Origin of the sequence: Streptomyces sp. NPDC093510 (genome assembly GCF_040683555.1) — a bacterium.
Lineage (GTDB): Bacteria > Actinomycetota > Actinomycetes > Streptomycetales > Streptomycetaceae > Streptomyces.
This window is the reverse complement of record NZ_JBFBEE010000035.1, coordinates 20098-36952: the sequence shown is the minus strand read 5'-3', so window position 1 is coordinate 36952 and position 16855 is coordinate 20098. Positions and strand designations below refer to the sequence as shown.

The 16855-nt window shown below is 70.5% G+C and carries 16 protein-coding genes; 12 read left to right on the top strand and 4 right to left on the bottom strand.

Going from position 1 to position 16855, the window contains the following annotated elements:
* Positions 1-343: 343 nt before the first annotated feature.
* Positions 344-946 (top strand): hypothetical protein, encoded by a 603-nt coding sequence (locus tag AB0N81_RS37455; protein ID WP_365366564.1) that lies wholly within the window; start codon positions 344-346, stop codon positions 944-946.
* A gap of 129 nt (positions 947-1075) precedes the next feature.
* Here the strand turns inward: AB0N81_RS37455 and AB0N81_RS37450 are convergent, their stop codons facing one another.
* Together AB0N81_RS37450 and AB0N81_RS37445 are read right to left on the bottom strand one after the other, a co-directional pair.
* Positions 1076-1276 carry a DUF397 domain-containing protein gene (locus tag AB0N81_RS37450; RefSeq protein WP_365366562.1) on the bottom strand — a complete coding sequence of 67 codons (201 nt, stop codon included), beginning with the start codon at positions 1274-1276 and terminating at the stop codon, positions 1076-1078.
* A 12-nt stretch (positions 1277-1288) separates the two neighbouring features.
* Positions 1289-2140: a DUF5753 domain-containing protein gene (locus tag AB0N81_RS37445; RefSeq protein WP_365366560.1), complete on the bottom strand. Its 852-nt coding sequence runs from the start codon at positions 2138-2140 to the stop codon at positions 1289-1291.
* A 227-nt stretch (positions 2141-2367) separates the two neighbouring features.
* Here AB0N81_RS37445 and AB0N81_RS37440 point away from each other — a divergent pair, with 227 nt between their 5' ends.
* Positions 2368-2937, top strand: coding sequence for an ATP-binding protein (locus tag AB0N81_RS37440; protein WP_365366558.1), 570 nt, complete (start codon positions 2368-2370; stop codon positions 2935-2937).
* Here the strand turns inward: AB0N81_RS37440 and AB0N81_RS37435 are convergent.
* The gene (locus AB0N81_RS37435) at positions 2921-3565 is read right to left on the bottom strand and encodes an NAD(P)H-binding protein (RefSeq protein ID WP_365366604.1); all 645 of its coding nucleotides are present in this window, start codon (positions 3563-3565) and stop codon (positions 2921-2923) included. The two genes, AB0N81_RS37440 and AB0N81_RS37435, sit on opposite strands and share 17 nt — an antisense overlap.
* 89 nt (positions 3566-3654) lie before the next feature.
* On the bottom strand, positions 3655-4665 hold the full coding sequence (locus tag AB0N81_RS37430; protein ID WP_365366556.1) for an EamA family transporter: 1011 nt from the start codon (positions 4663-4665) through the stop codon (positions 3655-3657).
* Positions 4666-4821: 156 nt separating this feature from the next.
* Here AB0N81_RS37430 and AB0N81_RS37425 point away from each other — a divergent pair, with 156 nt between their 5' ends.
* The 10 genes from AB0N81_RS37425 (at position 4822) to AB0N81_RS37380 (ending at position 16796) form a co-directional block, all read left to right on the top strand.
* On the top strand, positions 4822-5382 hold the full coding sequence (locus AB0N81_RS37425; RefSeq protein WP_365366554.1) for a MarR family transcriptional regulator: 561 nt from the start codon (positions 4822-4824) through the stop codon (positions 5380-5382).
* Positions 5383-5611: 229 nt separating this feature from the next.
* Complete coding sequence (locus AB0N81_RS37420; protein ID WP_365366552.1) at positions 5612-6271, top strand: hypothetical protein; 660 nt, start codon at positions 5612-5614, stop codon at positions 6269-6271.
* Positions 6259-7302, top strand: coding sequence for a hypothetical protein (locus AB0N81_RS37415; protein WP_365366551.1), 1044 nt, complete (start codon positions 6259-6261; stop codon positions 7300-7302). Before AB0N81_RS37420 ends, AB0N81_RS37415 begins: the two co-directional genes overlap by 13 nt.
* A gap of 280 nt (positions 7303-7582) precedes the next feature.
* Entirely contained in the window at positions 7583-8923 is a 1341-nt protein-coding gene (locus AB0N81_RS37410) for a nitrate/nitrite transporter (protein ID WP_365366549.1), read from the top strand.
* 123 nt (positions 8924-9046) lie between these two features.
* Entirely contained in the window at positions 9047-10264 is a 1218-nt protein-coding gene (locus AB0N81_RS37405) for a uroporphyrinogen-III synthase (protein ID WP_365366547.1), read from the top strand.
* A gap of 141 nt (positions 10265-10405) precedes the next feature.
* On the top strand, positions 10406-11002 hold the full coding sequence (locus tag AB0N81_RS37400) for a CGNR zinc finger domain-containing protein (RefSeq protein WP_365366545.1): 597 nt from the start codon (positions 10406-10408) through the stop codon (positions 11000-11002).
* A 147-nt stretch (positions 11003-11149) separates the two neighbouring features.
* The gene (locus AB0N81_RS37395; RefSeq protein WP_365366543.1) at positions 11150-11725 is read left to right on the top strand and encodes a sigma-70 family RNA polymerase sigma factor; all 576 of its coding nucleotides are present in this window, start codon (positions 11150-11152) and stop codon (positions 11723-11725) included.
* Positions 11722-12522: a zf-HC2 domain-containing protein gene (locus tag AB0N81_RS37390; protein ID WP_365366541.1), complete on the top strand. Its 801-nt coding sequence runs from the start codon at positions 11722-11724 to the stop codon at positions 12520-12522. Before AB0N81_RS37395 ends, AB0N81_RS37390 begins: the two co-directional genes overlap by 4 nt.
* Before the next feature lie 99 nt (positions 12523-12621).
* A complete protein-coding gene (locus AB0N81_RS37385) occupies positions 12622-14970 on the top strand; it encodes a UvrD-helicase domain-containing protein (protein WP_365366539.1) in 2349 nt (782 codons plus the stop codon).
* Between the two features lie 395 nt (positions 14971-15365).
* Positions 15366-16796: an NAD-dependent malic enzyme gene (locus AB0N81_RS37380; protein ID WP_365366537.1), complete on the top strand. Its 1431-nt coding sequence runs from the start codon at positions 15366-15368 to the stop codon at positions 16794-16796.
* Positions 16797-16855: the final 59 nt, after the last annotated feature.

Below are 16855 nucleotides of genomic sequence, written 5' to 3'. Positions count from 1 at the left end.
CGTTTCAATGCGTTGCGCGACTGTTACGTACAACTAGGTGCCCGCAATGGCTTGAAATGCCGCTGTAAATCCAGGCGTTCGAGCGCGTGAGGGCGCGGCACGTGCCGCTGCCGCGGACGGCGAAATTCGCCCCAGCGAACACTCGCGCAGCCAAAAGCCGCAGCGCTTGCGGGGATTGGGTTCGCTGACTGCTGATGCGTTGCATTCGCCAACAGGTGGGCGTCGAGGGGCCGTAACGATCTCGACGCGCCCTGTAGCCGACTCCTAAGCTGACGGCTCTTCCCGCTGCTCGCGCCGGACGACCGCCGCGCGGCGGGCCCCCCACCTCTGCCAGGAGATTGCTTTGCTTCACCGTAAGACCGCGCTGCGCGTCGCCGCGCCCGTCGCCGTGCTCGCCCTCGCGCTGACCGCCTGCGGCGGCGGCGACGACAAGAAGTCGGACGACAAGAAGGCGGACACCGCCAAGTCCCAGAACAAGCCCAAGCCCGAGGAAGAAACGGTACTGCCCGCGGGCAAGACCACCTCGGGCAAGGTGAAGGAGGACGAAGCCTTCGTCACGTACGACGTCGCCGCCGAGAAGGTCGACGTGGGCACGGAGGCCGAGACCAAGAAGCTGGTCTCGGACCCGAAGCAGGCCAAGGGCCTGGTCACGGCGACCGCCCACATGAAGATCACGCACAAGGGCGGCGCGCCCCTCACGGACACGCCCGACGTCCAGGACACCACGGAGATCTACGCGGACGGCACCCGCGGCGGCCTGCTCATCGGCGCCGCCGAGGACGCGCCGGGCTGCGAGGACGAGCTGGACCTCGAAGGCTGGAAGAAGGGCGAGACCCACGTCCTCTGCGAGACGTACCTGATCCCGAAGGGCTCGAAGTCCATCGAGGTCCGCTGGTCCGCCAAGGAGGACGGCGACCAGGTGAGCTGGAAGTTCGCGGGCAAGTAGCCGGTACCTCATACCCGGTAGCTCATACCCGGTAACCGGCACATGGAGACGGCCGAGCGGCCGGGCATCGTCCTCAGGGCGACGCCCGGCCGCTCGGCCGCTTCTGTTGTGCGGTGGTTCCCTGTCCGGTCAGGGGTGCGGGGGTGGGGTCGGGGTCGGGGTCGCCTTGAGGGTGCGTATCAGGGCGTGCAGGCGGCCGGGAGTGGTGGTGAGGATGGTCTCCGGGGCGTCGCTCTCGCGGAGGCGGATCGTGGCGGGGGTGGGGGCGGATATGTAGACGCAGTTGGAGGAGTCGCCGCTGTAGGTGGACTTCTGCCAGCGAGGTTGCATGGTGGGCTTCTCTCAGGGCTGTCGGGAAATCTGGTGGATCAGGTCGCGTGAAGCGCGTGCGGTGAGCGCCCCGTGCTCCAGCCGGTCCAGTACGGTGCGGTACTTCGCCAACTGTGCCTCCGCGTCCAGGAACTCGCACCCGTGGTGCGTGTCGAGCTGCACGGTGTCGAGTTGTGGCACGGGTCCGGCCAGGTAGTCGACGGACTGACCGGTTCCGGGGAAGGCGCCCTGCCCGAAAGGGATGACCCGAATGGTGATGCTGGGCAGCTCACTCAAGTCGATGAGGTGGCGTAGCTGGGCGCTGCTGGTGGCGGGGCCGCCGAAGCCCATGCGCAGGGCGGACTCGTGGATGGTCGCCGCGTAGGGGGCCGGAGAGTCGCTGTGGAGAACTTCCTGGCGCTTCATGCGGTACGTGAGCCGGTGCTCGATCTCGTACTGACGCATGGGCGGAACCACCGCGCGGAAGAGCGCGCGGGCATGGTCCGTGGTCTGCAACAGCGCGGGGATGTGAATGACCAAGGCCACCCGGAACTGCCGCGTGTGGTGCTCCAGTTCAGCCAGGTCGATCAGGCTGACCGGGAGATGTTCACGGTACTCGTCCCACCAGCCGCGCTTGCGACCGCCGGTCATGGCGGCCAAGGCGTCGACCAGCCGGTCGTCGGGGCAGTTGTAGGTGCGGGCGAAGGTGCGGATGCGGTCCGCGCTGACGGGGTAGCGGCCGGCCTCGATGCTGCTTATCTGCCCCTGCCTGAGGCCGAGCAGGGCGGCAGCCGCTGTCGCGGTCAGCCCGGCCTGCTCCCGGAGTTTGCGCAGTTCCGTGCCCAGGCGCTGCTGCCGCAGGGTCGGGTTGGTGCTGGGCGGCACGATTCCTTCTTTCTTGCTCTCTTGCGGGGCATGCCCTCGTGTCACCCACACGAGGGAAATGTGAAGTGTGACGCCTGACTGGTATCAAGTATCACACCAACTGCTCTACGGTGAGTTCGCACCGCCCAACTGGCCTTGTCCATAACCGGAAGAGCACCGCGCCATGGCGGCAACGCCACCGTCGGACGCCAGGAAGGCGACCTCCCCCTCCCCTCCAGGAGCCGTTCATGGTCACCGTAACCCCAGCCGAAGGCTGGTCCTACGCCCTTCACCTGCCCCACGACCCCCGCGCTCCGCGCGTCGCCCGTATGACCTTGCGGGCCGCCCTCGACGGGCACGGCATGAGTGAACTCGTGGAGGTCGCCGAGCTGTTGACGTCCGAGATGGTCACCAACGCGTACCGGCACACGAAAGGCCCCGCCTCGCTGCGGTTGAGGTCCGTGCGGGCGGGGCGGCTCCGGGTGGGGGTGTGGGACACCAGTTCCCACATCCCCGCGCCCTTCGACAAGCCACCGGCAATTCCCGGCGGCTCGACCGTGCCGCCCGCCTCGGACGACTCCGACGGCGGGCGGGGGCTGCACCTCGTACATGAGTGTGCCGACTCGTGGGGCGGGTGGCTGCTGGGTGACCAGTTCACGGGCGGCGGCGGCAAGTTGCTGTGGTTCGAGCTCCGGGGGGCCGGGCCGCAGCCGCAGAGGACCGAGCCGCAAAGGACCGAGCCGCAAAGGACCGAGCCGCGAGGGGTCGAGCTGCGAAGGACCGAGCCGCGCGGGGTCGGGGTCAGTACCCGACGGTGAAGCGGGTGCGGTGGTGCTTCGGGTGCTCCGCCTCGTCCAGGAGTGCCACCGCCAGGTCCTCCATCGAGATGGACGAGCTGCCGTCGGGGGCCACGAGCAGTTCGTCCGCGGCCAGGCGGAACACGCCCGTGCGTGCGCCCGGTTCGAAGAGGGCCGAAGGGCTCACGTAGGACCAGGGCACGTCCGTGTCGGCGGAGCGGATCGCGTCGTACTGGGCGTTGGACGCCTCGGCTATGTGGCGCCAGGCCGCGGGGACGTGACGCGGGTCGTCGACGGCGAGGACCCCACCCGTGCCGGGGACGGTCAGGCTGCCCGCGCCGCCGATGACCAGGAGCCGGACGCCCGTCCCGGCCAGGCCCGCCAGCAGGGACTTCACGATGGCGGGGTGGTCGCTCTCCCGGCCCGGGGCGGGTCTGGTGGCGTTGACGACGAGATCCTGCCCGGCGCTCAACTCGGCCACGTGGTCGGGGTTCGCCGCGTCGCCGGTGCGGTGGGCGGCGGCCGGGTGCAGCTCGGGAAACCGGGCGGCGTCCCGGACGACGGCGGTGACTTCGTGACCACGGGAGAGGGCCTCGGTGACGACGCGGCTGCCCGCGTTTCCGGCTGCTCCGAAGACGGTGATGCGCATGGGCATGGGGATCGGCTCCCTGGATTCGGGGCGGGTGGGATCAGGTGGATCGGGCGTGCTCGGTTGGGATCGGTTGGGATCGGGTGGGATCAGAGGTGGTTCAGGCGCGGGGCGACGGGCAACGGGCGGCGGCCCTGGCCGAGCAGCACGCTCGACAGGACGAGGACCAGGCCGCCGATCTGCCAGACGGTCAGGGTCTGTCCCAGGAGCAGCAGGCCGGCGAGTGTGGCGACGACCGGGTTGGTGAGGCCGAGGAACGAGACCGAAGAGGCGGGGAGACGTTCGATGCCGCGGAACCACAGGGCGTACGCGAGGGCCGTGCCGATGATGCCGAGGTAGGCGTACCCGGCGACGTTGGCTCCCGTGAAGTGATCCGGCAGGCCCTCGACGCTGAGCGCGATGGGTGCGAGGACCAGGCCGCCGGCGGTCAACTGCCAGCCGGTGAGGGCGAGAAGGGAGACGCCTTCCGGGCGGCCCCACCGCTTGCTGAGCACGACGGCCAGTGCCATCAGTGTGGTGGCCGCCAGCATGGCCACGATTCCCGTGAGGTCGACGGCGGCACTGCCGCGCAGGACCAGCAGGGCGACGCCGACGACACCGACGAGGCCCGCGATCAACGTACGGCGGGTGGGTCGCACCTTCAGTACGCCGATGCCGAACCCGGCGACGAGCAGCGGCATCACGGCGCTGATCGTCGAGGCGACGCCGCCCGGCAGCCGGTACGCGCCGAAGAAGAGGAGCGGGAAGAACGCTCCGAAGTTGAGGATTCCGAGGACGGCGGCCTTCCACCACCAGTCGCCGCGCGGCAGGCGCCGGGTGAGCGCGAGCAGGATGAGCCCGGCGGGCAGTGCGCGCAGGGCGGCGGCGAGCAACGGGCGGTCGGGGGGCAGGAGTTCTGTGGTCGTGACGTAGGTCGTGCCCCAGGTGGCGGGGCCGATGGCGGCGAGGGCGGCGATGCCGGCGGCGGCTTTGGTGGAGGTGCGGGGGGTGCCGGTCGGCCCGGCGGCCGGGGGATGAGCCGGGCTGTGTGTGGTGCGGTGAGTCGGGCTGTGTGTGGTCCGCTGCGTGGTGCGCTGCGTGGTGCGGCTGCCGATGGCCATGGTGACGCTTCCCCTCGTCGTTCCCCTCAACGCTGTTATTCTCAACGTTGAGGTAAATATGGCTCTCGGGTCTGCGAACGTCAAGTATCTGAACGTTGAGGTACTTGCTCGGGAAGCAGATCCGGTGCCCGATACGGCAGGAGTGGAGACGCCGCCATGGACGAGATGACCGACACGACCGGCATGACTGACATGACTGACATGCCCGACCACGACGCCATCGATGAGTTGCGCGCCCAATGGCGCCGCGAGCGCCCCGACCTGGACCTCGCGCACCTGGACGCGATGGCCCTGGTGGGCCGCATCAAGCGGGCCGACCACCTGCTGAGCAAGGGCATGAAGCGGGTCTTCGTCGAATACGGCCTGGAATTCGCGGAGTTCGACGTCCTCGCCACGCTCCGCCGGGTCGGCGCCCCGCACGAACTCACCGCGGGCGGGCTCCTCAAGACCGCCATGGTGACCTCGGGCGCCATCACCAACCGCCTCGACAAACTGGAACGCAAGGGCCTGATCGAGCGCCACCCGGACCCCAACGACCGCCGCGCCATCCGCGTCCACCTCACCGAGGCCGGCCGCGACCTGGTCGACCGGGCGGTGGTCGACCACGTCGCGAACGAGGAACGCATGCTCGCGTCGCTGCTCCCGGAGGACCGGGCGGCCATCGACGGGGCGTTGCGCCGTCTGCTGGTGTCGTTGGGGGACACGCATCTGGGGTGAGGCGGCGCGTTGCTATCGCGGATGCGCCCGGTCGTAGACGCGGCACCCTTGTCATGTCACTCCGTGAACAACCAGGCGCGGTTGGTGAAGAATTTGCGTCAACGATGGGCGTGTGCGACCGCTTTACCCGAGTATGCGCGGTGTGCGGGCTGACCTCAGCGTGCCCTTGTCTGTCCCTGGTCGATAACTTGGTTCACTCCAGAGAACTCTCGCCCACCAGGAGCTCACCGTGAACCGCCGACCCGCCCTCCTCGCAGCGGCATCCTTCACAGCCGCGGCACTCTTCGCACTCTCCGCCTGTGGCGGGGGCGGCGACTCGGAGGACAGCGACAAGATCGCGGGTGCCGACTCGGGAGACGGGGCGAAGAAGTCGTCCCCGTCGGCGTCGGCGTCGGCCGACGGGGTCGACCGGCCCGAGATCGTCGTGCCGAAGGACGTCAACCTGGAGTTCGCCCCCGAGACCACGGGCGACGCGAAGGCGGACGCCGTGCTGCGGGACAACGCGGAGTACTGGCGGGCCATCGTCGAATCGATCGAGAAGCAGGACCCGAAGTCGGAGGCCGTCCGCTTCTACAGCAAGGACGCCGGGCTGCTGGGGACGATCGAATGGTCCGGCAACTTCATCAAGAACGACCTGACACTGGCCGGAACCGTGCGCTTCACCGACCGAAAGGTCAAGTTCAGCAAGGACGGCTCGGCCGGTCTGACCTATTGCTCGGACGAGTCCAAGGGCTACACGAAGGACCGCAAGACACACAAGAAGAACGTCACCCCGGCCGGCAAGGACTCGTACATCCGCTACAACGACCGTCTGCGCAAGAACGCCGACGGCGTGTGGCAGCTCACCAACAGCACGTCGGAGATGGGGAGCGCGCTGTGCCAGCCGTGAGCCGGAGGAACGTAGTGGTGGCGGCGCTCGCCGCCATGGTCATCACCGTGCAGGCGGCGCCGCACGCGTGGGCCGGGTGGACGGACCAGACGGACGGCAAGCAGGCGAAGGGCGGCAAGAACGGCCGCACCATCACCGTCCAGACCAAGGTCCAGACGTCGGTCAACGGCAATACGAGTTCGGCCAGGACCGGCAACCTCTCGTCGGCGGACAGCAATTGGAACCCGCCCGCCTGCTGGTACGAACCCGCCTTCTCGCCGAAGGAGATCAAGGAGACGGTCAAGGCGTGGCGCGGTTTCGGCGACGGCGTCCCGCTCTTCGACGGTGTCGGGGAGTTCGTCGGGGACTACCTCGACAGCCGCTACAAGAAGGGCAAGCCGTACAAGGACTACAACCTCGACAAGCAGGGCAAGGGGATGTTCTGGGCCGCGGCGGTCAACCCGAACCGCAAGGATGACCCGGAGGCCAGCGCCTGCGACAAGCAGCCCTTCTGGGTCGACGAGGGTGCCACGCCCGACGAGCCGCTCGCCGTGACCCCCGAGATCCTCGCCGAGTACGCCTACGACGAACTCCCCGTCCCCAGCACCTCCATCAAGATGGCGCCCGAGGGGACGACGAAGGTCAATCTTCCGACCTGGGTCTGGCTGGACAAGGCGAAGTTCAAGAAGGTCTCCGTCACCGCGAGCATCCCGGGTTCGGGGCTCTCCGCGACCACGACCGCCGAGCCCGTGTCCCTCTCGATCGACCCGGGGACGGAGGACGCCGAGACGTACCCCGCTTCCGGCGAATGCCCCATCGAGGACGGCAAGATCGGCGTGCCCCGCGCGAAGGGCACCCCCGCGGACACGGACCCGCCCTGCGGAGTGAGGTACCTGCGGTCCTCCGGCGACGGCCCGTACAACCTCCAGGCCACCGTCACCTGGAAGATCAGCTGGACCAGCACGACCGGCGAGGGCGGCGACCTCCCGGACGGCCGGTTCGGCGCGGACCAGCAGGTCGAGGTCGAAGAGGTGCAGTCCGTCAACCGGTGAGCCCGGATCCCCTCAACCGGTGAGCCCGGGTCCCGCAACCGGTGCGCCCGGACCCGGTCAACCACGTGAGTCCGCATCCCGCGCTCGATCCGCGTCCCCTCACCGCCGGCCTCCCGAGCTCAGGCCCCTTCACCACCGAGCCCCCGCCCCCTCACCGCCCCGCCCCACCCCCCGTGAGAGCAACGTTCCCCCGTGGTCATCGCGCGGCACAAGGCGGAAATGCGGGGTCCATACCTTCGGGAGGGTCGGCCGGTGTGTGTGGGCTGTTTCTGGAGGCGTGATGTGGATCGATCGGTGGGACCCGGAGGACGAGACGTTCTGGAAGGAGGGGGGAGGGGAAAAAGTCGCTCGGCGGAATCTGGCGTTCTCCGTGTTGTCGGAGCACATCGGGTTCTCCGTGTGGAGCCTGTGGTCGGTGATGGTCCTGTTCATGGGGCCCGAGTACGGGATCGACGCGGCCGGGAAGTTCTTCCTCGTGTCGATGGCGACCCTCGTGGGGGCCGTGGTCCGCGTGCCCTACACCTTCGCCGTCGCCCGCTTCGGCGGGCGTAACTGGACCGTCATCGCGGCCTCCCTGCTGCTCCTGCCGACCATCGCCGCGTTCGTCGTCATGGAGCCGGGGACCTCCTACTCCACCTTCATGCTGTGTGCGCTGCTCACCGGCGTCGGCGGCGGCAACTTCGCGTCCAGCATGACCAACATCAACTCCTTCTTCCCGCTCCGGAAGAAGGGGTGGGCCCTCGGGCTCAACGCCGGGGGCGGCAACATCGGCGTGCCCGTGGTGCAGCTCGTCGGGCTCGCCGTCATCGGGGCGGGCGGCGGGCCCCGCGTCGTGCTCGGGATCTACATTCCGCTTGTTCTCGTTTCCGCCGTCTGTGCCTTTCTCTACATGGACAGCATTTCGTCCGTCCGCAACGACACCGGTGCCGTGAAGGCGGCCACGCGGGACGCGCACACGTGGATCATGTCGTTCCTCTACGTGGGGACGTTCGGGTCGTTCATCGGGTACGGCTTCGCCTTCGGGCTTGTCCTGCAAACACAGTTCGGGCGTACGCCGCTGGAGGCCGCGCAGCTCACCTTCATCGGGCCGCTGCTCGGCTCGCTCATCCGGCCCGTCGGCGGGCGGCTCGCCGACCGGTTCGGCGGGGCGCGCATCACCCTGTGGAACTTTCTCGGCATGGGCGCCGCCACCGGTGTGGTCGTCGTCGCGTCCATGCGGGAGTCGCTGCCGCTGTTCGTCGGCGCGTTCGTCGCGCTGTTCGTCCTCACCGGGCTCGGGAACGGATCGACGTACAAGATGATCCCCGGGATCTTCCAGGCGAAGGCCGAGGCCGAGGGCCTGGAAGGGGAAGCCGCCGCGGCCCAGGGGCGCCGGCTGTCCGGGGCGGCCATGGGGCTCATCGGGGCCGTCGGCGGGCTCGGCGGGCTCGGCATCAACCTCGCGCTGCGGCAGTCCTTCCAGACCGTGGGCTCCGGTACGGGGGCGTACGTCGCCTTCCTCGCCTTCTACGGGGTGTGCGCGGGCGTCACCTGGGCCGTATACCTTCGCGGGCGGACCGGCCGTACCGTTCCCGCGGCCGACACCGAGGAGAAGCCGCAGCTCAGCTACGCCGAGGTGTGACGTAACACGGCGGACATCGGCGTGAACCGGGCCTGTCACGCGCCGTTGACAGGCTCGGTCGTCCGCCGCCCACGAACCACGAGCGGAACGAGAGTCACTAGCGGGACGAGACGAGACAGGTCTATGCACCACAGCAGCGACGCCCACAGCCACGACGACAGCACCCACACCCCCGCCCACACCCCCGCCCGCACCCCCGCCCCGAACGCGTCCGGCGCGTACAAGCCCCTCGCCGGGTTCACCGTCGGCGTCACCGCCGCCCGGCGCGCCGACGAACTCGGCACGCTGCTGGAGCGGCGCGGCGCCACCGTCCTGCACGCGCCCGCGCTGCGTATCGTGCCGCTCGCCGACGACAGTGAACTCCTCGCCGCGACGAAGGAGTTGATCGATCACGCGCCGGACGTCGTGGTCGCCACCACCGCCATCGGGTTCCGCGGCTGGATCGAGGCCGCGGACGGCTGGGGGTACGGGGAGGCGCTGGTCCGCTGTCTGCGCGGGGTCGAACTGCTCGCCCGCGGACCGAAGGTGAAGGGCGCGGTGCGGGCCGCGGGACTCACCGAGGAGTGGTCGCCCTCCTCCGAATCCATGGCGGAGGTGCTCGACCGGCTCCTCGGCGAGGGGGTCGAGGGGCGGCGCGTCGCCCTCCAGATGCACGGCGAGCCGTTGCCCGGCTTCGTCGAGGCGCTGCGGGCCGGGGGAGCGGAGGTCGTCATGGTGCCCGTCTACCGATGGCTGCCGCCGGAGGACCTCACGCCCGTCGACCGGCTGCTCGACGCGGCCGTCGGACGGGGCGTCGACGCGCTGACGTTCACCAGCGCGCCCGCCGCGGCGTCCCTGCTCGCCCGCGCGGAGGAGCGGGGCATGACGGCCGAGCTGCTCACCGCCCTGCACCACGACGTGCTTTCCGCCTGCGTCGGGCCCGTCACCGCGCTGCCGCTGCAGTCCCTGGGCGTCGACACGGTGCAGCCCGAACGGTTCCGGCTCGGCCCGCTCGTCCAGCTCCTGTGCCAGGAACTCCCCTCCCGGGCGAAGGTGTTGATCATCGCGGGGCATCGCGTCGAGATCCGCGGCCACGCCGTCCTGGTCGACGACGAGCTGCGCGCCGTGCCGCCCGCGGGCATGGCCCTGCTGGCCGCCCTCGCCCGCCGCCCCGGCTGGGTCGTGGCCCGCGCCGAACTGCTGCGCGTCCTGCCGGGCGCGGGGCGCGACGAGCACGCGGTGGAGTCGGCGATGGCCCGTCTGCGTACGGCCCTCGGCACGCCGAAGCTGATCCAGACGGTGGTCAAGCGGGGTTACCGGCTGGCGATCGACCCGGTGTCGGAGTCGAAGTACGTGGGGTGAGGCCTGCGCGGGCCTTGCCGCCAGGGGCGGGCCTTCTTGGGGCAACCTGGCACGCCGGGTTCCGGACCCGCCCGGGGGAGTGCACTGTAGGGGTACGCAACGGCATTCACTCACCGGTAACCCCAAGGCGGTGACAGGCGCATGGCGTTGGGCACGGCCCCGGCTCCGTACGAGCTGCGATTCGACTCCGGGCGGAGCTGCCTGGACCTCGTGGCGACGAACCACCCCGTGGAACGGCTCGACTCCGTGGAGCGGCTGCGTGCCTGGCTCGCGGGCACGGGTCTCGTCCCGGCGAGCGTGCCCCTGCCCGGCGCGGGCCCGCAGTGGGTCGCCGCCTTCCGCGAACTGCGCGATCAGGTCGGCCAGTTGGTGCTCGGCGAGATCGGGGGCCGCCCCCGCGCCGCCGCCTCCGCGCTCGAACGCGTCAACGCGCTGGCCGCCGCCCCGCCCCCGGCACCCCGCGCGGTCCGCGCCGCCGACGGCACTCTGGTCCGCGTCCTGCGCGGCGACCCCGGCTGCGCGGCCCTCGTCGCCGCCGTCGCCCGGGACGCCGTCGACCTGCTCACCGACCCGGTGGCCCGCGCGCTCCTGCGCCAGTGCGAGGGCGACAACTGTCTGATCGTGTACCTCGACACGTCCCGTGGCCGTCGTCGCCGCTGGTGCTCCAGCGAGGTGTGCGGCAACCGCGAGCGGGTGGCCCGGCACCGGCGCAGGGTGGCGGCGGTCGGACGCGAGTGAGGGGCGTCCGCCCGCACGTGTTCACGTAGGCCCGACTCCTCCCGACCGAACCTCCGTCGGCCCTCGTTGAACACCCGCCACCCCGTGTACGTACCTCCGTGGTGAGACCCGCCCGACCCGCCGAAAGCGCGGACACCGGAGGTACGCGTGCGCAAGGATTCCGCCGTGGCCGATGAGCGCCCGCAGCCGCACCGCCATCGACTCGGCCGGCCCCCGGGCCCGGACGAGGAGCTGATGCGCGCCCTCTACAGCGAGCACGCGGGGGCACTTCTCGCCTACGTGCTCCGGCTGGTGGCGGGCGACCGGCAGCGTGCCGAGGACGTCGTGCAGGAGACGCTCATCCGTGCCTGGAAGAACGCCGGTCAGCTCAACAGAGCGACCGGTTCGGTCCGCCCCTGGCTGGTGACGGTCGCTCGGCGCATCGTCATCGACGGCCACCGCAGCCGGCAGGCCCGGCCGCAGGAGGTCGATCCGTCGCCGCTGGAGGTCATCCCCGCGGAGGACGAGATCGACAGGGCACTGTGGCTGATGACGCTCTCGGACGCGCTGGAGGACCTGACTCCCGCACACCGGGAGGTACTTGTCGAGACCTACTTCAAAGGGCGTACGGTCAACGAGGCGGCCGAGACGCTGGGCATACCCAGCGGCACGGTCCGTTCACGGGTCTTCTACGCGCTTCGCTCGATGAAGCTGGCGCTCGAGGAGCGGGGGGTGACGGCATGACCGATTTCCACAGCCACCACGGCGCGCGGCAGGACGACGACGAGCTCCACGAGACCGTCGGTGCCTACGCCCTCGGGATACTGGACGACGCCGACGCCACGCGGTTCGAGGAGCACCTCGCCGGGTGCGCGTTCTGCCGGCGGCAGCTGGACGAGCTCTCCGGCATGGAGCCGATGCTGGCCGCCCTCGCGGACTTTCCCGGCCCGCGCGGCATGCCCGCGATCGGCGAGCAGCTCGCCGCCGGACCGAGCCCCCGCCTCGCAGGACGCCTCCTCGCGGAGGTCTCCGCCAAACGGGAGCGCGGCCGCAGGCGCGGCCTGTACCTGGTCGCGGCGGCGGTCGCGCTGATCGTCGGCGGGCCGTTCACCGTCCTCGCCGTGACCGGTGACGGCGACGGCTCGAAGGACGCGGTCGCCGACCCGCACCCGTCCAGCCCCGCCGAGGACGCCTTCTTCCACCACATGGAGGAGAAGACGCGCGCCACCGACCCGACGACGAAGGTCAGCGCCACGGTCGGTACGGAGAAGAAGCCCTGGGGCACGCACACCGTCCTGGAGCTGAAGAACGTCAAGGGCCCGCTCAAGTGCTCCCTGGTCGCGGTCGGCAAGGACGGCGAGAAGGAGACGGTCAGCAGCTGGTCGGTGCCCGAGTGGGGGTACGGCATCAAGGACAGCCCGAACAAATGGGCGCGCAGTCCGTTGTACGTCCACGGGGGCGCGGCCATGGACCGCAACGACATCGACCACTTCGAAGTGACCACGTTCGACGGCGAGCGGCTGGTCGAGGTGGACGTGTAGCGCACGGCGAGCGCGAGACAAGTGCACAGGACGGGCCCCTTTCGCCTAAGGTGGACGGCTGCTCAATACGGGCAGCAGCACGGTGTGAAAGGGGCCTCGGTGGCCGACGTACGCGACCGCGAGATCAGCGTCGAACAAGAGCATCTCGACCAGGTCTACCGACGCCTCGAGGAGAAGATCCACGAGGCCGAGTTCCTGATGAACGACGCTGCCAAGCGCTCCCAGGTCGGTACGCCGGGCGCGCTCGCCGAGCGCGACGCGCAGGTCTTCCGCGCCGGTGTCCACCTGAACCGGCTCAACAACGAGTTCGAGGACTTCCTCTTCGGCCGCATCGACCTGCTCCGGGGCAAGGACGGCAAGAAGGGCCCGGACGGCGCGTACACGGCGGTCGAACCGGCCGAGGGCGCGGTGCGCGAGGAGGAGGGCGGCAAGTACGCCGACATCGCGGAGACCCTGCACATCGGCCGCATCGGGGTCCTCGACGCCGACTACTCCCCGCTGGTCATCGACTGGCGGGCACCCGCCGCCGCGCCCTTCTACCGCTCGACGCCCGTCGACCCGGGCCGTGTCGTGCGCCGCCGCGTCATCCGCTCCAAGGGCCGCAGGGTCCTCGGCGTCGAGGACGACCTGATGCGCCCGGAGCTCACCGCCCACCTCGACGGCGAGGTGCTCCCGGTGATCGGCGACGGCGCCCTGATGGCGGCGCTCGGCCAGGCCCGCAGCCACTCCATGCGCGACATCGTGGCGTCGATCCAGGCCGAGCAGGACATGGTGATCCGCGCGCCCGCCGCGTCGGTGACGTACGTGGAGGGCGGGCCCGGCACAGGCAAGACGGCGGTGGCCCTGCACCGGGCCGCGTACCTCCTGTACCAGGACCGCCGCCGGTACGCGGGCGGCATCCTCATCGTCTCCCCGACCCCGCTCCTGGTCGCCTACACCGAAGGTGTGCTGCCCTCCCTCGGCGAGGAGGGGCAGGTCGCGATCCGCGCGGTCGGCTCCCTGGTGGACGGCGTGGAGGCGACGGAGTACGACAGCCCGGCGGTGGCCAGGGTCAAGGGCTCCTCGCGCATGCTGAAGGTGCTGAGGAAGGCGGCGCGCGGGGCGCTGGAGACTCCCTCCGCCCCGGCCGCCGCGGCCCCGCAGGGCGGACAGCTGGCCTTCGGCGACGAGGACCCCGAACCGCAGGCCACCGCCACCGCCACCCCCACCCGCCTCCGCGTCGTCGCCTTCGGCCGCCGTCTCGAACTGGACGCCGACCAGCTGAACCGCATCCGCAGCAACGCGCTCGGCGGCACCGCCCCCGTCAACCTCCTGCGCCCGCGCGCCCGCAAGCTCCTCCTGGACGCCCTGTGGTCCCGGTCGGGCGCGGCGGGCCGCCACACGGACCCCGAGCTCGCCGCCGAGCTGCGCTCCTCCTTCGACGACGACATCACGTCGGAGGACGACTTCATCCGGTTCCTGGACGCCTGGTGGCCCGAGCTCACCCCGCGCGGCGTGCTCGCCGCGATGAGCGACGAGAGGCGCCTGGGCCGCTGGGCCCGCCGCATCCTCAACCCCGGCGAGGTCCGCAAGGTCGCCCGCTCCCTGCGGCGCGACGCCCTGTCCGTGCACGACGTGGCGTTGCTCGACGAGCTCCAGGCGATCCTCGGCACGCCGCACCGCCCCAAGAAGAAGCGTGAACTCGACCCCCTCGACCTGCTCACCGGCCTCGAGGAGCTGATGCCGCAGCGCGAGGAGTCCCAGCGCGAGCGCGCCGAGCGTCTCGCGGCGGAGCGCACCGAGTACGCCCACGTCATCGTCGACGAGGCGCAGGACCTGACGCCGATGCAGTGGCGCATGGTGGGCCGCCGCGGCCGGCACGCCACCTGGACGGTCGTCGGCGACCCGGCCCAGTCCTCCTGGTCCGACCCGGACGAGGCGGGCGAGGCCCGCGACGAGGCCCTCGGCACCCGCCCGCGCCGCCGTTTCACGCTCACCGTCAACTACCGCAACCCGGCCGAGATCGCCGACCTGGCCGCCAGGGTGCTCGCCCTGGCGATGCCGGGGGCCGAGTCCCCGTCGGCGGTCCGCTCGACCGGTGTGGAGCCCCGCTTCTCCGTCGTACGGGGCAGGGACCTCGCCGCGTCCGTGCGCGAGGAGGCGGCGCGGCTCCTGGAGCGGGTCGACGGGACGGTCGGTGTCGTCGTCGCGATGAACCGCCGCGAGCAGGCGGCCCGCTGGCTTGCGGGGCTCGGCGGCCGCGTCGTGGCGCTCGGCAGCCTGGAGGCCAAGGGCCTGGAGTACGACGCGACGCTCGTCGTCTCGCCCGCGGAGATCGCGGACGAGTCGCCCGCGGGCCTGCGGGTCCTGTACGTGGCGCTGACGCGCGCGACGCAGCAGCTCACGGTCCTGTCGGGGGAGCGCGACGAGCCGGACGCGGACGGCGTTCCGGACCTGCTGAGGGACTGACGGCGAAGAGAACGCATTTGCCCGCGGGACGGGAATTGCCTTACGGGGATCGTTTGTTACCTTGGATGTGGCACCGGCTCGATCCAAGCCCCCGGGCCCAACCATCGTCGCTACGAGCGACCACTTGCCGCGAGGCGAGCATGGCGGGTCGGTGTCATGAACGTAGGAGAGAGGCCCACGTCACCACGTGACGTGGGCCTCTTTCTGTTCCGGTCCCTCACGGTCCCTCTTTCTGTTTCGCTTAACTTCTCGTATGGTGGAAACAAGTTTCCGAAACTGCAGCGCACTGGCCGGTGAACAAAACGTTCTCAATCCGGGGCGGCTACCACGTACTCGGCGGTAGGTGCGACCATCGGACGGCAAGAGCTACAAGGTGAAAGCAGAGGAAGTCGGCCATGGCAACGGCGCCCAGCGTCTCCTACTCGATGACGGTCCGACTGGAGGTGCCCGCGAGCGGAACGGCGGTCTCCCAGCTCACCACGGCCGTCGAGTCCTCCGGGGGCTCGGTCACCGGCCTCGACGTCACGGCCTCCGGCCACGAGATGCTGCGCATCGACGTGACGATCGCGGCGTCCTCGACCACGCACGCCGACGAGATCGTCGAGCAGCTGCGCACCATCGAGGGCGTCACGCTCGGCAAGGTCTCCGACCGTACGTTCCTGATGCACCTCGGCGGCAAGATCGAGATGCAGTCGAAGCACCCCATCAGGAACCGCGACGACCTCTCCATGATCTACACCCCGGGTGTCGCCCGGGTCTGCATGGCGATCGCCGAGAACCCCGAGGACGCCCGCCGCCTCACCATCAAGCGCAACTCCGTTGCGGTCGTAACGGACGGCTCGGCCGTGCTGGGCCTCGGCAACATCGGCCCGAAGGCCGCGCTGCCCGTCATGGAGGGCAAGGCGGCCCTCTTCAAGCGCTTCGCCGGCATCGACGCCTGGCCGCTCTGCCTGGACACCCAGGACACGGACGCCATCGTCGAGATCGTCAAGGCCATCGCCCCCGGCTTCGCGGGCATCAACCTGGAGGACATCTCCGCGCCGCGCTGCTTCGAGATCGAGGCCCGGCTGCGCGAGGCCCTCGACATCCCCGTCTTCCACGACGACCAGCACGGCACCGCCATCGTCGTCCTCGCCGCCCTCACCAACGCCCTGCGCGTGGTGGGCAAGGGCATCGGCGACGTGCGCGTGGTCATGTCCGGCGCCGGCGCGGCCGGGACGGCCATCCTCAAGCTGCTGCTCGCCGCCGGTGTGAAGAACGCCGTCGTGGCCGACATCCACGGCGTCGTGCACGCCGACCGCGAGGACCTCGTCTCCGCCGACGTGGACTCGCCGCTGCGCTGGATCGCCGACAACACCAACCCCGAGGGCCTCACAGGCACCCTCAAGGAGGCCGTCGTCGGCGCCGACGTCTTCATCGGCGTGTCGGCTCCGAACGTGCTGAACGGCGACGACGTCGCCGCCATGGCAGACGGCGCCATCGTGTTCGCGCTCGCGAACCCGGACCCCGAGGTCGACCCGGCAATCGCCCGGCAGACGGCGGAAGTTGTGGCCACGGGACGCTCGGACTTCCCGAACCAGATCAACAACGTCCTGGTCTTCCCCGGCGTCTTCCGCGGCCTCCTCGACGCCCAGTCGCGCACGGTCAACACGGAGATGATGCTGGCCGCCGCGGGCGCCCTCGCGGACGTCGTCGCCGAGGACGAGCTGAACCGGAACTACATCATCCCCAGCGTCTTCAACGACAAGGTCGCAGGTGCGGTGGCCGGTGCCGTGCGCACCGCCGCCAAGGCCGCGGGGGCCGCTGTGACAGGCGCCACGGCCTAGGGACACGGCGCGTCGCAGAACCCGGGCCCCACGGGCCCGCTCTAGGGTGGCTTGGCAGA

Bases quoted from the DNA above. Each gene is read 5' to 3' on its own strand.
- AB0N81_RS37450 (WP_365366562.1), bottom strand. From the start codon at position 1,276: ATGCAACCTCGCTGGCAGAAGTCCACCTACAGCGGCGACTCCTCCAAC.
- AB0N81_RS37440 (WP_365366558.1), top strand. From the start codon at position 2,368: ATGGTCACCGTAACCCCAGCCGAAGGCTGGTCCTACGCCCTTCACCTG.
- AB0N81_RS37435 (WP_365366604.1), bottom strand. From the start codon at position 3,565: ATGCGCATCACCGTCTTCGGAGCAGCCGGAAACGCGGGCAGCCGCGTC.
- AB0N81_RS37430 (WP_365366556.1), bottom strand. From the start codon at position 4,665: ATGGCCATCGGCAGCCGCACCACGCAGCGCACCACGCAGCGGACCACA.
- AB0N81_RS37425 (WP_365366554.1), top strand. From the start codon at position 4,822: ATGGACGAGATGACCGACACGACCGGCATGACTGACATGACTGACATG.
- AB0N81_RS37410 (WP_365366549.1), top strand. From the start codon at position 7,583: ATGTGGATCGATCGGTGGGACCCGGAGGACGAGACGTTCTGGAAGGAG.
- AB0N81_RS37405 (WP_365366547.1), top strand. From the start codon at position 9,047: ATGCACCACAGCAGCGACGCCCACAGCCACGACGACAGCACCCACACC.
- AB0N81_RS37400 (WP_365366545.1), top strand. From the start codon at position 10,406: ATGGCGTTGGGCACGGCCCCGGCTCCGTACGAGCTGCGATTCGACTCC.
- AB0N81_RS37390 (WP_365366541.1), top strand. From the start codon at position 11,722: ATGACCGATTTCCACAGCCACCACGGCGCGCGGCAGGACGACGACGAG.
- AB0N81_RS37380 (WP_365366537.1), top strand. From the start codon at position 15,366: ATGGCAACGGCGCCCAGCGTCTCCTACTCGATGACGGTCCGACTGGAG.